The sequence below is a fragment of the Arenibacter troitsensis genome, assembly GCF_900177645.1.
Classification (GTDB): Bacteria; Bacteroidota; Bacteroidia; order Flavobacteriales; family Flavobacteriaceae; genus Arenibacter; species Arenibacter troitsensis.
Window position 1 is genome coordinate 1 of record NZ_FXAO01000004.1, and the last position, 13,807, is coordinate 13,807.

A 13,807-nucleotide genomic window follows, 5' to 3' on the forward strand; every position below is an offset into this window, starting at 1 on the left:
GGTTTTCATTACCATATGGATCCCCGAACCTCATTGGTTTCACTTCCAAATCCTGGCCTAGACCTACAAGGAGGTCCGCAAAAAGGCGGACTACACCTTGCAAGTCTCCCTAAAGCATTGCGCCCACAGCCCTATTATGGCTTTCTGTGGCAATCTGACCATCAAACAGGTTCACGATACGATGTGCATAATGCGAATCCCGATCCGAGTGGGTTACCATCACTATGGTGGTTCCTTCCTGATTTAGTTCTGTCAACAGGTTCATCACTTCGATCCCGTTTTTGGAATCCAGATTTCCCGTAGGCTCATCTGCCAAAATCAACTTGGGATTGGTGACCACTGCCCTTGAAATGGCCACACGCTGTTGTTGACCCCCGGAAAGTTGTTGTGGAAAATGCTTTTCACGATGCGCTATCTTCATTCGTTCCAATACAGCCATTACCTTTTGCTTACGCTCACTCTTATTCATTTTAAGATAGATCAACGGCAATTCCACATTTTCAAAGACGGTAAGTTCATCTATCAAATTAAAACTCTGGAAGACAAATCCCAGGTTTCCTTTTCGCAATTGTGTACGTTGATTTTCCTTTAGGTGCCCCACTTCATGGCCAGCGAATTGATAACTTCCAGAAGTGGGATTATCCAGCATACCAATAATGTTCAATAAAGTAGACTTTCCACAACCCGAAGGTCCCATTATAGCTACAAACTCGCCCTCCTGAACCTTGAGGTTTACATTATTCAAGGCCAATGTCTCCACTTCTTCGGTCCTAAAGCTTTTCTTCAGATTTTGTATTTGTATCATTCTTCGATTGGATTTTAAGTGTTATAATTAAAGACTTCCGTATATCGTTTTAGTTACAGTTTTTAGTGTTATTCTTTCTGCTAAACTACCCTTCGGCTACACTCTGGTTTTTTTCCAAATTGGGTAGCTGAGTGTAGCCGTAGCTATTTCAACACTATATTATCGGCATCTCCAAAACTATCATAGTTGGAGGTGATTACTTTTTCACCATGCTCCAATCCTTCCAGTACTTCATAATATCTGGAGTTTTGTTTTCCTATTCTTATATTCCGCTTCAATGCCTCATTACCATCCGGGTTTACCACAAATATCCATTGTCCCCCGGTACTTTGGAAAAAACTTCCTTTGGGCAGCAAGAGTGCATCACTGGATTGGCCCAACTGTAATTTTATATTATAACTTTGCCCAGCACGGATGTTTTGTGGTTTTTCACCTATAAAGACCAAATCTATCTTGAACTTGCCATTGCGCACTTCAGGATATACCTTTCTCAACCGCAGGGTATGCTCTGTTCCATTACGCTCAAAAGTTGCATTTAAATCGCGTTTCACACGATCTATATAATGTTCATCAATATCGGCCTCGATCTTATAATCTGTGAGTACATTTACTTGTCCAATACGTTGGCCTTGGCTTATATTCTGTCCTATTTCGGCATCCAAAAACCCCAATTGCCCATCTGCGGGTGCCCGCACGTTCAAATGATCCAAACGTTGATAGACCATACCCAAGGTTTTTTGCATACGGCTTAAATCGGCCTCCAAGACGGGCAAGGAAGTCCTCCTCAGTTCATCATCATTATCTGTTTGTACTTTTACAATTTCATATTGCTTTTTGGAAAGTTCATAGTTTTCTTTTGAGGTTAAATACACTTCTTTAGAAATTAACCCATCATCATACAAGGCTTGGTTCTGTTCATAATTTCTTTCCATACGCTGTAATTCGGTCCTAGCAGTTGCCAAGGACTTTCTACCCTCTACCTGTCTGGAATCAAAAGTTAATTTGGTAGACCTAAGGTCGTTCTGCTTTAAGGCCAAATTGCTTTCACTATTTAGTATTTGCTCATAAAGCCCAATGTTATCCAACTTAAGAATGATATCTCCCTTTTGTACCATGGCCCCTTCCTCAATTAGTTTTTCGGTAACACGTCCACCTTCATAGGCATCCATATAAATGGTAGTAATGGGCGCCACTGTGCCGTTAATGGTGATATAATCGTCAAATTTTCCTTGGACCACATCGGCAATGGAGAGCTTGTCCTTTTCAGCTCTAAAAGTATGGCCCGTATTAGCAGTTATCATCTTCCATCCCACAAAGAACAATAACACTCCAAGAGCAATGTAGCCGTAATGTTTTGGTCTCAATCCCTTCTTCTTCTCTAATTGTATATCCATTTTATTTGGTGCTATTAATGTTAAGAATAGGTTGGCCTTGGTAAAAGGCCAGTGTATTTTGGTTAATCTGTAGACGCAGTTTTACCTGTAAATTTTTATTCTGCGAAGTGGCATACATCGTTTTTGCCAGATTCAGTTCCATAATCGTAAATAATCCCTTTTCATATTTTTTTTGAGCTACCCCAAAAGCTTGTTCCTGGGCCATAATTTGCTTCTCACTCTGAATGAGCTCAACATTTAAAGCCTTATTCTCTTGGACAAGTTGTTGTATGGCCTTAAAAATTTCCTGCTCCTGTATTTCCAGATTATTTTCTTCCCTTTTCAAAGCAATTTTCCGTTGCTTGATGGCAGAACGCGTAGACCAGGCATTAAAAATGGGAACATTAAGCGAAAATCCCACATATCTGGATGCATTGTCCTGAATTTGATTTTTAAAAGGGATGGTAACGCCCAAGGTGTCCCTAGTGGTTTCATAGTATCCGGTGCCATAGCCGGTAGCAAAGGAAAGTGATGGGTAAAGCTCTCCCCTGGCAGCACTCAGTTGCTTTTTGACTGCCTCAGTTCTATACCTTTGGGCCTTGAGAAGGGGTACGAAATCTTTTGCCAGGCCGTAAATACTATCTGTTGACAGCTTGTTATCGGCCATTGTATTGGGTACTATAGGGTTTATTTGCAGGGTATGGGCATTTTCCAAATTCATTTCCTGTATCAGAGTAAGCTTTGCCGCCTGTAACAGATTTTCATTCTGGGTAAGGTTCAATTGATCCGAATACAATACGGATTCTGCTTCAAATAAATCGGCCTTGGCCTTCAACCCTATTTCAATTTGTTTATTGGCCAGTTTAAAATTGTCCTCAGAGATTGCCAATTGCTCCTTGGAAATTGCCAGAAGACCCTCATAAAACTGAATGTCATGATAGGCCGTCATAATTCTAAGGGCCAATAAAAATCGCTGTTGTTGCGACGTTTCCTGTGCAGCCTTAAATAAAAGCTTACTTGCTTTAATACTGTGGACCTTTTGGAAACCTCGAAAAAGATCAATGGAAGCGTTCATAGAATAGCCATTGGAAAAAAATTCCGTATCGATTATATCATTGGTATTTGGATCTGTAGATCTACCATATCTAATATTATAATCGCCAAAACCGTTTACCCTTGGAAGCAAATCCCTTATAGACTGATTATAGCTTTCCTTTCCAGAATCTTCCAGATATTGATAGTCCAATAGCGTCAGATTATGCTTTAAGGCATAAGAAATGCAATTGTCCAAGTTCCAGTTCTCCTGACCAGTGACAACCATACCTATAAACAACAGGATTAAAAATAAATTGACCTTCTTAATATTCATACAACAAAAATGATTAACACGCCAACTTAATGATCATCACATCAGCTACCGCCTTAGGATCCTATTCCAAGTTCATGCCACATATTTATATTATTGAATTACAGCTATTTATATATTTATATTTGAATATAGACAAATCCATTGTAAAATAATTGTACAATTACTGTCCAATATTTTTACACTATTTATGATATCCAAAATACATGATGTAGTTTTGATGAAGGCTGAAGAAATACCTAATAAAAAAAGACCTTTAACTATTTCAATGGCAGAAAATGTATCATGGTACAAAAAGTAAAATCACCTTAATGGAAATCTTATGATGGAAGGAAAAATTTTGGTAGTGGACGACAACAAAAGTGTCCTGAGCGCCTTGGAAATACTGTTGCAATTTGAATATAGCAGCATCGCCACTATTTCCAATCCCAATCAGATATCTTCCTTTCCCGACTTATCCCAAATTGATGTTGTTTTGTTGGATATGAATTTTTCAGCAGGGGTAAATACGGGAAACGAAGGCTTATATTGGTTAAAGGAAATAAAGAAAAAAGCCCCGCTTACCGCCGTTATCATGATGACCGCATATGGCGCCGTTGAATTGGCCGTACAAGCCCTAAAAGAGGGAGCATCCGATTTTATTCTAAAACCTTGGAACAATGATAAGTTTTTGGCCACCGTAAGAGCAGCGTATATGCTTCGAAAATCCCAAAAAGAAATTAGCAAATTAAAACAAAAGGAAAGTAATTTAAAGCAAGTTATTAACCAGGACAAAAATTATATCATTGGCAATTCGAAGGCCCTGACCACCGTTTTAAACCTTACCAATAAAGTGGCCAAGACCGATGTGAACGTTTTGATTACCGGTGAAAACGGTACTGGCAAAGAACTAATAGCAAGACAATTGCATAAAATATCCCCAAGACAAAATGAGATTTTCGTCTCCGTTGATATGGGCTCCATATCGGAAAATTTGTTTGAAAGCGAACTGTTTGGCCACTTAAAAGGATCTTTTACGGATGCCAAGGACGACAGGGCCGGAAAATTTGAAGCTGCCAATGGAGGTACCTTGTTCTTGGACGAGATAGGCAACTTATCCCTACAAATGCAGGCTAAACTACTATCCGCCATTCAGAATAAGGTAATAGTACGGGTGGGCTCCAACAAGCCTATTCCGGTAGATATTAGATTGGTCTGTGCCACCAATGGCAATTTGGAGCAAATGGTTAAAGACGGTCTCTTTAGAGAAGATCTTTTATATCGGATAAATACCATACCTATTCAGGTTCCAGCTCTACGGGATAGAGGGGATGACATTTTGATCCTAGCTGATTTTTATCTAAAAAAATATAGCGCCAAATACGCAAAACATGGACTGCGAATAAACGATATTGCCGAAGAAAAATTGATGCAATACGCGTGGCCGGGTAATGTAAGGGAACTGCAACACACCCTGGAAAGGGCAGTAATCCTATGTGAAGGAAACATACTAAAACCTACAGATTTTATATTGAATGCGAAACCATCCCAACCTATGCCAACAGGGCCCCAAACCTTGGAGGAAATGGAACAAATTATGATTGTAAACGCCCTACACAGCCATGACGGCAACTATAGTGCTGCGGCAGCACAATTGGGAATATCGCGGCAAACCCTCTACAACAAAATTAAAAAACAGGATAATAATGGTTAGTAAAAACTTCTATTTCCAAACCATAGCCCGAGTAGTCTTTATTACCGCTACATCCTTAATACTCGCTTTTCTATTGATCCGGGAAAACTATGTTTATAGTGCTCTAACCTTAATAGTACTGATATTTCAAGCCTACTATTTAATAAGGTATGTAAATGAGACCAACAGAAAAATTGCCTATTTTTTTGATGCCATAAAAAATGAGGATTTTACCCTTAGATTTCCCGAAAAATTGACTCTTAAATCGCTCAAAGAGCTTAATCACAGCCTGAATATGTTAAATGAAATGATTCAAAAAATTCATTTGAAAAATCAGACACAAGAACGATTTTACCAAGAGATATTAAAACAGGCGGACATTGGCATTTTAACGATCAACGAAAAAGGTCATATCCTTTTTGCCAATCCAAGATTGGAGCATATGTTTACTTATACGCCACTTAACCATATTAAACAATTATCCCAAATTGATGAAAACCTCTATCGTGTCTTTAGTGAACTGAAGCCTTTTGAGCGCCGCATGTTTCAATTGACCAATGAACGTGAAAAAATTGATTTGGCCATAAAATCCTCCTCCTTCCACTTAGATGGTAAAGAATTATTATTGGTCGTCATCCAAGATATCCATCAGGAACTGGACGAAAAAGAAACCGAATCCTGGACCAAATTAATTAGGGTCTTGACCCATGAAATTATGAACTCCATTACACCAATAACCTCCATTTCAGATTCCATTTTAAAATATTACCATAATGAAAATAGTACCCCTGATGATAGCTCCGAAAATCACCAACGTTTTAACAATACTATCAAGGGATTGGAAGTCATTAAGGATCAAGGTGAAAATCTAATGAGTTTTGTACAATCTTACCGAAGCTTTTTAAACGTCCCTGTACCGGATAAAAAAATTGTATCGGCCCAAAGCCTATTGGAAAAAGTAAAACTACTGGTAAGCCAAAATCCCGAATTTTCCAACACCTCCATTGAATTGCAAATACAAACTCCATCCTTGGAACTTTTTATAGATGAAAAACAAATTACCCAAGTATTGATAAATTTATGTAAAAATGCATTACAGTCCCTTTCCAATCAAGAAAGTAGTGCCATAAAATTAAACGCAGGCATTAATTCAGCGGGAGAAAAATACATTGAAGTAGAGGATAATGGCCCAGGAATACCACATGAATTGATCAATGAGATCTTTGTGCCTTTTTTTACCACCAAGAATACGGGAACGGGGGTTGGATTAAGCCTTTCAAAACAAATATTAAAGATGCATGGTGGTAATTTAAAGGTGAATTCAGTGCCTAACAAGAATACTACTTTTACCTTACTTTTTTAGGACCAACCCTATTATTAAATTACTTCCAACCCTTATTTTTGTAAAAAACCCGACTTTCTATGGATTATTTTACCATTGCCACGGTATTGATTTTTCTTTCGGCCATTTTTGGATATATCAATGTTCGGTTTTTAAAGTTACCTAATTCCATAGGTCTAATGCTGATTACCATTGTATTTACCTTAGTCATTTTTGCCATAAGTGGGTTTGATGACACTCTATTAAATGCTGAAAAATATATCATTACGCATATTGATTTTAGAACCGTATTGATGGATGTAATGTTGAGCTTTCTCTTATATGCCGGGGCCCTACACACCAATTTTGAACAGTTAAAAGTACAGCGATGGCCCGTTTTTGCCTTTGCCACCCTTGGGGTTTTGGTCTCCACATTCTTGGTAGGAACGGCCATGTACTATACTTTAAATGTCGTTGGTTTACCTATAGACTTTGTGCATTGCCTACTTTTTGGGGCCCTTATATCCCCGACCGACCCCATAGCTGTGCTTGGCATCTTAAAGAAGGCCGGGGTTCCAAAAAAATTGGAGACCAAGATTGTTGGGGAATCCCTGTTCAACGATGGAGTTGGTGTAGTGGTTTTCTTAACCATTTTTCAGATCGCTTCCTTTGGAAGTAGTGAAATGGGCGCTAGCGACATTTTTAAATTGTTTGGGCAAGAAGTTATTGGGGGGCTTGTTTTGGGCCTGCTCTTAGGATGGATCACCTTTAGACTCATGAAATCCATAGATGACTATGATATTGAGGTTATTATCACCTTGGCGGCAGTAATGACGGGTACTGTCATTGCACATCAACTACATTTATCAGCTCCCTTGGCCATGGTAACGGCTGGACTCATTGTAGGCAACGACAAGGTCAGAAACGCAGCAATGTCAGAGACCACAGAGACTTATGTGGATAAATTTTGGGAATTACTGGACATTCTTTTAAATACCATATTGTTTGTTCTTATTGGCATGGAAATTTTGGTCCTTACCATTCAACTCAATTATTTTATTGCTGGTCTAATTGCCATTCCAGTGGTATTGGCTTGCAGATACCTCTCTCTATTATTGCCCATCAACTTCTTTAGGAAAAAGCTGGATTTTGTCCCCAATACCAACATTATCATGACCTGGGGCGGGTTAAGAGGCGGTATTTCCATTGCCTTGGCATTGGGACTTACCGCCGAAATGCATCGGGATCTTTTCTTGGTCATAACCTATGTGGTCGTCGTCTTTTCCATCCTTGTTCAAGGTTTAACTGTAGAAAAACTGGTGAAAAGGTTATCCCACGCTAACTAATATAGCTTCTAAACCAGGGATTCCAAAGCCAGCCAAGCCATTAAGCCCCCTCCTGTTTCCAAAGACGATTCATCTATGTTGAAGGTTGGGGTATGTAGGCCGGAAGTAATTCCCTTTTCCGTATTCCCTACACCCAACAAATAAAAGCAGGCCGGATTTTTTAGAGTGTAGTAAGCAAAATCTTCGGCAGCCATCCATAAATCCAGGTCAACCACATTGTCCGATCCAAGGTAGTCCAATGCCCCTTTTTTCATCGCATTCGTCAATTCCGGGTCATTTTTTAAATGTGGATACCCCCTTGGAATATCCACAATACATTCTGCTCCCATCCCCTCGGCTATGGATTTTACCATCTTAGTCAGCTTGTCAATGGCCTCTGTTCTCCATTCCTCATCGTAGGTCCTAAAAGTACCTTCAATAATTACCTTATCCGGTATTACGTTATTGGCCCCATCCCCAATAATACGGCCAAAAGACAAGACACTGGGCGTTTTGGGCGAAGCCATTCTGCTAACCACTTGCTGAGCTGCAACAATAACATGCGAGGCAATGAGAATTGGGTCTATACATTCTTCCGGTACTGCTGCATGGCCACCCTTTCCTATAATGGTTATATAAATTTCGTCCATACTGGCCATAAATAACCCCGACCTAAATCCTACTTTTCCAACAGGCAATTTTGGTATGACATGTTGTCCCAAATGGGGTACGGAACCCATGGACTTATAGTCAGCCTCCTTCATTACCAGGGTAGCCCCACCGGGCATTAGTTCCTCACCTGGTTGAAATAATAATTTTACGGTTCCAGAAAATTCATGCCTAAGTTGAAAAAGAATTTTAGCGGTAAGTAACAGGGAAGTCATATGCACGTCATGCCCACAGGCATGCATAACCCCAATATTTTGGGAAACATATTCCACCGTATTTTCTTCCCGTATGGGGAGGGCATCCATATCCGCTCTTAAAAGAATAGTTTTACCTTCGCAAAGACCATTAATGGTCGCCAATAAACCCGTATCTGCAACAGATTTAATATCCACAATCCCAATTTCAATAAGTTGTTGCCTAACATAAGTACAGGTCTCATACTCCTTAAAAGAAAGTTCCGGGTGCTGGTGCAGATATCTCCTGATACCAATAAACTCTTCGGAATACGTTTTTGCCAGTTGTTTTATTTTGTCTATTGTTTTCATTTAATTTCCTGTATAACCTGTATTAAACCAAAATATAACATTTGCTCCTTCCCTTGACAAGGGAAGATGGCTTTTGGACCTTTTTCAGGGGCAAAAGTCGGAAAGGATCCAGCTCCTAGCACAAATTGACCCTCCAAATTCACCCCTTCCGTCCCAATCCACTCGGTCGTGGAATGGTCCACCTTCCCCTAATAGGGGAAGGAGCTCTTTAATCCTTACTATTATTAAAATTATCCCTTATTTCCTGCAAAACACTGGGCATATTTTCAAAAACCATTTTATTTTCGAAACGGACAACCGAGTATCCCTCGCCATTCAAATATGCTGTTCTCCTATCATCTTTTTCATTTGAAATTGTATTGTTGTGTACCTCTCCGTCCAATTCTATTATTAAATTCTCTTGTGCACAATAAAAATCCGTAATATAATTTCCGATACCGTGCTGTCTTCTAAATTTTCTGCCATCCAGTTTTTTACCCTTTAATTCATTCCAAAGGAAGGCTTCGGCAGAAGTCAAGCTTTTTCGAAGTTGTATTCTATTTGTTTTGGTTTCAGGTCTGTTATGTATTTTTTTAGGCTTCATATCCCTCCCAAATATAAATCTCATTTTTCACCTTCCCTTGGCAAGGGAAGATGGCTTTTGAACCTTTTTCAGGGGCAAAAGCCGGAAAGTATCCAGCTCCTAGCACAAATTAACCCTCCAAATTCACCCCTTCGGTCCCAATCCACTCGGTCGTGGATTGGTCCACCTTCCCCTTCTTGGGGAAGGAACCCATAATTATTTATAACTTATTTCAATCCACAACTATATATTTTAAAAATCCAGAACTATTCCACTGCTGGTATGATCCAGGTACATCCTCCACCATAAACACCTCCAAATCCGCTGTTTCCTCAACAATTTTCCTGCCTTCCCCTATTCCTAAAACACTTAAGGCGGAGGCGTAAGCGTCTGCCATAGCACCATTGGGAGCTACAACCGAAACTTGAATATTGTTGCTCAACGCCATGCCATTTTTAGGGTTGATGATATGCGAATACCGCTTCCCATCGATCACGGCATACTGAAATAAATCCCCAGAGGTGGCCACAGCCTGATTTTTCAACTTTATTTTCTGGAAAACTTCTTTTCCGTTTTTGTCATAATAGCTAAATCCCAAAGTCCAAAACTCCTTATTGGGCGGGGCCCCACTCACTGTAACGTCTCCACCCATATCTACCAAAGCCGCGTTTATACCATGCCTCTTAAGTAGGCTAATAGCCTCATCCGCAGCAAACCCCTTTCCTATTCCACCAACATCCAATTGCATTCCTTCTTGGGTTAACCTTACCACATTTACCATCGGGAATTCCAGATTGGCGTAACCGGTTCTTTGTTGTGCGGTCCTTATTTCAGTTGTTGCAGGTACTTGCCTGTTTTTCCTAGCTTCTTTCCATAGTTCTATAAGCGGACCTAGGGTAATATCGAAAGCACCATAGGTATCTGAGGAAAAATCCCCGGATATTTGCAATAATCGGAAAAGGTCATCGCTAACCGAAACCTTAATATTTGAACTGCTGCTAAGTTTATTTATTTCACTTTGTGGTAGATAGTTACTTAAAGTGTTATTAAGTGCATCTATTCTATTAAAAACCAATTGGGCAATGGAATCGGCTCTGGCCATATCCCTATTGTTATCATAAAAAACCAAACCAATTTGCGTACCCATTTGTTGGTGGGTATACTCATACCTGGTTTGGGCCATTGATAATGAATGAAAGACAACAAATAAAATGACTATTGGAATACGGCAGGTAATATACATTCTAAGTATTTATTTACTTACGAATTTACTGTATACTATCCACAATGGTGTCCTTCTCTATGAATTCTGTTTTGAGTTCAGGATCAATTCCGTAATCCAAAAGTAAACTGGGCAAAGCTTCCCTTAGCTCGGAAAGCCCTTGATCGGAAATTTGTGTCTCCCATACATAAAGACTTTTAAGGCCCTTGAAATCCTTTAGAACAGCAACACTTTCATCGCCAATGCCTGTTTCATATGCCTTTAATACGCTTAAATTTTTAAGCCCGGCTATTTTTGCAAACTCCATATCTGCGATGGGGGTACGGTCCACTTCCAACCATTCCAAATTTTTACACAATGCCACCAGTTCCATTTCCTTTTCCCCAAGAGGGATCCCACTCAAATCCAATTCAACAATATTATTGGCAATCCGCTTTAAATCCGTAATATTCTTAGGATCATATTCAGGTGGTAAGAATACAGATATACTCAAAGCCTGCGAATTACTGGCAATCCTTTTTATTGTGACGTAATCCGATGCCAAATTTTGCAAGGTGCTGTCCGCTACTTTGGGAAGTTTTGCCCATGAATTCTTTGTACCTGAATCCATCATTTTTTTGACCATCCCTGCCAAAGGTTCACTGTTGTCCAAATGACTCAACTTTAAGGTATCCGACGCCCCCAAGGCTATCCAGCGTTCCAAAATTTGTATTTCATCTTCAGTTAAAGGTTTCTTGCCATCCGGAGGCATATGTTCCTCGTCCTCCATAGGCAAATGAAGACGACGGATTAGCTCGCTGTTCCCGGGATCCCTCAGGACCAAAGCCGGTCCGCTTTCACCTCCCTGGAGAAGCTCGTTTATATTGGTCATCAACAGCTCCCCTTTTTTCTTGTTGGGATTATGGCAACCTATGCAATTATTATCCAATACCGGATAAACTATATGCTCATAAATTAAAGGATCTTCGGGAATCTTCTCCAATTTTTTGCTTCGCGGCAAAGCCAAAAAATCCTCCCCATGTGTAATCATTCCCCCGTAATGGCCCGTGAGTCCAACCAGTAGAATCAATACCACTTGTATCCCCTTCACCAGATAGGTCTGTTGTAAATGATTGGTGCTCAGCCAGTACCATACAACAGCTAAAAAAGCCACTCCTGCCCCCATCCATTGATGCCAAAAAATAAGGTCGCCCTTTGGTACGGATTCCGTTCCCAAAAAGAATCCCGTAATGGCTGTTACCAAGGCTGAAAGTGTTGCAATGGTTAGCAAAAGCTTGGGAACTATTTGATTTAAAAGGCCTATAACAGCGGCCATTAGCAATAATACAATGGGAAAATGCAGTATCAAGGGATGCCAACGCCCCAACCAGGCCACAAGACTGGGAAGATCTATAAAAGATTCGAAAATTAAACAGAAAACAAGAAATACAGTAAGACCGAAAATAACATAATCGACCCAAGGAGTACTATTTTTTTGAGCCATATACTATGTTAAGATATCTTTTACAACGTTACCGGCAACATCCGTAAGCCTAAAACGGCGTCCCTGATATTTATAAATTAATTGTTCGTGGTCCAGCCCCAAATTATTCATAATAGTGGCGTGGAAATCGTTGATATGAACCGGATTCTTCACAATATTGTATCCAAATTCATCGGTTTCCCCATAGGTAATACCCGGTTTAATTCCGCCTCCGGCCATCCATATGCTAAAGGCTCTTGGGTGATGGTCCCTACCGTAATTTTTAGGATCAAAATTACCTTGACAATAATTGGTCCTTCCAAACTCCCCTCCCCAAATAACCAATGTATCTTCCAACATGCCACGTTGTTTTAGATCCAGAATAAGTGCTGCAGATGCCTGATCCACATCCTTGGCCTGACCTGCCATTTCATTGGGCAGGTTGCCGTGTTGGTCCCATCCCTGGTGATACAACTGTATAAAGCGCACCCCGTTCTCAGCCAGCCTACGGGCCTGAAGGCAATTGGCGGCATAAGTCCCGGGTACTTGGGAATCCTCCCCATATAATTTTATGATGGATTCCGGTTCTTTTTTAATATCCATAACATCGGGCACCGACATTTGCATCCTATAGGCCATTTCATATTGGGCAATCCTTGATTCTATCTCATCGTCGCCCGTTTCCACATGGTGAATTTTATTAAGGGAAGACACATGGTCCAACAAATGGCGCTTATCGGAACGTGAAATTCCGTCGGGATCGTTCAAATATAACACTGGATCTTTCCCCGACCTCAAAAGAACCCCTTGATGCTTGGAATCCAAGAATCCACTGGACCAAAGCTTGGAATATAAACCTTGACTATTACCTTTCCCCCTAGAGGTAAGGACCACAAAGGAGGGTAAATTTTGATTTTCACTTCCCAACCCATAGCTCATCCAGGAGCCCATACTTGGCCTACCCGATTGTTGACTACCCGTTTGAAAGAAGGTAATGGCCGGGTCATGGTTAATGGCCTCGGTATGCATACTCCTAACAATACAGATCTCGTCCGAAATTTTTGCAATATGAGGGAAAAATTCGCTTACCCAGGCCCCACTTTTACCATGTTGGGCAAACTTGGCCGCGGAAGGCATTAAAGGAAATTTATCCTGACCAGCGGTCATACCGGTAAGCCGTTGCCCGTTCCTTATAGACTCTGGCAAATCTTCTCCCATACGCTTGGTAAGGGTAGGTTTATAATCAAAGGATTCCAACTGTGATGGGGCTCCGGATTGAAATAAATAGATTACCCGTTTCGCCTTTGGGGCAAAATGGGGAATTCCCAATGGCTGACTCGCCAATGGTTTGGGGCCACCCTTAAAAAGGTCCGGGATTAACAAAGAGCCCAAAGCCAAAGAACCGATACCTACACTTAATTGCGAAAAGAAGTGTCTTCGGTTTACCTTGAGGGGATTTTCAGAATTTGTTTTGTCTTCTTCCAT

Annotated in this window: 11 protein-coding genes; 3 read left to right on the forward strand and 8 right to left on the reverse strand. The window is 40.5% G+C overall.

The genetic code is table 11. The annotated features are described in order from the left end of the window. Positions 1 to 109: 109 nt before the first annotated feature. The 3 genes from B9Y87_RS09635 to B9Y87_RS09645 all read right to left on the reverse strand — a co-directional run bounded on the left by B9Y87_RS09635 (position 110) and on the right by B9Y87_RS09645 (position 3,547). Positions 110 to 805, reverse strand: a complete 696-nt coding sequence (locus B9Y87_RS09635; protein WP_085498512.1) for an ABC transporter ATP-binding protein — start codon at positions 803 to 805, stop codon at positions 110 to 112. 143 nt (positions 806 to 948) lie between these two features. Continuing rightward, positions 949 to 2,199, reverse strand: a complete 1,251-nt coding sequence (locus B9Y87_RS09640; RefSeq protein WP_085498515.1) for an efflux RND transporter periplasmic adaptor subunit — start codon at positions 2,197 to 2,199, stop codon at positions 949 to 951. Position 2,200: 1 nt separating this feature from the next. Next, complete coding sequence (locus tag B9Y87_RS09645; RefSeq protein WP_085498517.1) at positions 2,201 to 3,547, reverse strand: TolC family protein; 1,347 nt, start codon at positions 3,545 to 3,547, stop codon at positions 2,201 to 2,203. Positions 3,548 to 3,866: 319 nt separating this feature from the next. Here B9Y87_RS09645 and B9Y87_RS09650 point away from each other — a divergent pair, with 319 nt between their 5' ends. Genes B9Y87_RS09650 through B9Y87_RS09660 form a run of 3 tightly spaced genes read left to right on the forward strand, consistent with a single transcriptional unit; the run spans position 3,867 to position 7,883 of the window. Continuing rightward, on the forward strand, positions 3,867 to 5,237 hold the full coding sequence (locus B9Y87_RS09650) for a sigma-54-dependent transcriptional regulator (RefSeq protein WP_085498519.1): 1,371 nt from the start codon (positions 3,867 to 3,869) through the stop codon (positions 5,235 to 5,237). Beyond that, positions 5,230 to 6,579 carry a sensor histidine kinase gene (locus B9Y87_RS09655; RefSeq protein ID WP_085498521.1) on the forward strand — a complete coding sequence of 450 codons (1,350 nt, stop codon included), beginning with the start codon at positions 5,230 to 5,232 and terminating at the stop codon, positions 6,577 to 6,579. Before B9Y87_RS09650 ends, B9Y87_RS09655 begins: the two co-directional genes overlap by 8 nt. A 59-nt stretch (positions 6,580 to 6,638) precedes the next feature. After that, the gene (locus tag B9Y87_RS09660; protein ID WP_085498523.1) at positions 6,639 to 7,883 is read left to right on the forward strand and encodes a cation:proton antiporter; all 1,245 of its coding nucleotides are present in this window, start codon (positions 6,639 to 6,641) and stop codon (positions 7,881 to 7,883) included. A gap of 8 nt (positions 7,884 to 7,891) precedes the next feature. On the opposite strand, the gene B9Y87_RS09665 is transcribed toward B9Y87_RS09660, so the two are convergent. The 5 genes from B9Y87_RS09665 to B9Y87_RS09690 all read right to left on the reverse strand — a co-directional run bounded on the left by B9Y87_RS09665 (position 7,892) and on the right by B9Y87_RS09690 (position 13,807). Further along, a complete protein-coding gene (locus tag B9Y87_RS09665) occupies positions 7,892 to 9,076 on the reverse strand; it encodes a M20 metallopeptidase family protein (protein WP_085498525.1) in 1,185 nt (394 codons plus the stop codon). 208 nt (positions 9,077 to 9,284) lie between these two features. Continuing rightward, positions 9,285 to 9,659 (reverse strand): endonuclease domain-containing protein, encoded by a 375-nt coding sequence (locus B9Y87_RS09675; protein ID WP_085498528.1) that lies wholly within the window; start codon positions 9,657 to 9,659, stop codon positions 9,285 to 9,287. A gap of 211 nt (positions 9,660 to 9,870) precedes the next feature. Next, positions 9,871 to 10,785, reverse strand: a complete 915-nt coding sequence (locus B9Y87_RS09680; RefSeq protein ID WP_176225618.1) for an FAD:protein FMN transferase — start codon at positions 10,783 to 10,785, stop codon at positions 9,871 to 9,873. A 121-nt stretch (positions 10,786 to 10,906) separates the two neighbouring features. Next, complete coding sequence (locus B9Y87_RS09685) at positions 10,907 to 12,343, reverse strand: c-type cytochrome domain-containing protein (protein WP_085498532.1); 1,437 nt, start codon at positions 12,341 to 12,343, stop codon at positions 10,907 to 10,909. A gap of 3 nt (positions 12,344 to 12,346) precedes the next feature. Then, a complete protein-coding gene (locus tag B9Y87_RS09690; protein ID WP_085498534.1) occupies positions 12,347 to 13,807 on the reverse strand; it encodes a DUF1501 domain-containing protein in 1,461 nt (486 codons plus the stop codon).

Bases quoted from the DNA above. Each gene is read 5' to 3' on its own strand.
- B9Y87_RS09635 (WP_085498512.1), bottom strand. From the start codon at position 805: ATGATACAAATACAAAATCTGAAGAAAAGCTTTAGGACCGAAGAAGTG.
- B9Y87_RS09640 (WP_085498515.1), bottom strand. From the start codon at position 2,199: ATGGATATACAATTAGAGAAGAAGAAGGGATTGAGACCAAAACATTAC.
- B9Y87_RS09645 (WP_085498517.1), bottom strand. From the start codon at position 3,547: ATGAATATTAAGAAGGTCAATTTATTTTTAATCCTGTTGTTTATAGGT.
- B9Y87_RS09650 (WP_085498519.1), top strand. From the start codon at position 3,867: ATGATGGAAGGAAAAATTTTGGTAGTGGACGACAACAAAAGTGTCCTG.
- B9Y87_RS09655 (WP_085498521.1), top strand. From the start codon at position 5,230: ATGGTTAGTAAAAACTTCTATTTCCAAACCATAGCCCGAGTAGTCTTT.
- B9Y87_RS09660 (WP_085498523.1), top strand. From the start codon at position 6,639: ATGGATTATTTTACCATTGCCACGGTATTGATTTTTCTTTCGGCCATT.
- B9Y87_RS09665 (WP_085498525.1), bottom strand. From the start codon at position 9,076: ATGAAAACAATAGACAAAATAAAACAACTGGCAAAAACGTATTCCGAA.
- B9Y87_RS09675 (WP_085498528.1), bottom strand. From the start codon at position 9,659: ATGAAGCCTAAAAAAATACATAACAGACCTGAAACCAAAACAAATAGA.
- B9Y87_RS09680 (WP_176225618.1), bottom strand. From the start codon at position 10,785: ATGGGTACGCAAATTGGTTTGGTTTTTTATGATAACAATAGGGATATG.
- B9Y87_RS09685 (WP_085498532.1), bottom strand. From the start codon at position 12,343: ATGGCTCAAAAAAATAGTACTCCTTGGGTCGATTATGTTATTTTCGGT.
- B9Y87_RS09690 (WP_085498534.1), bottom strand. From the start codon at position 13,807: ATGGAAGAAGACAAAACAAATTCTGAAAATCCCCTCAAGGTAAACCGA.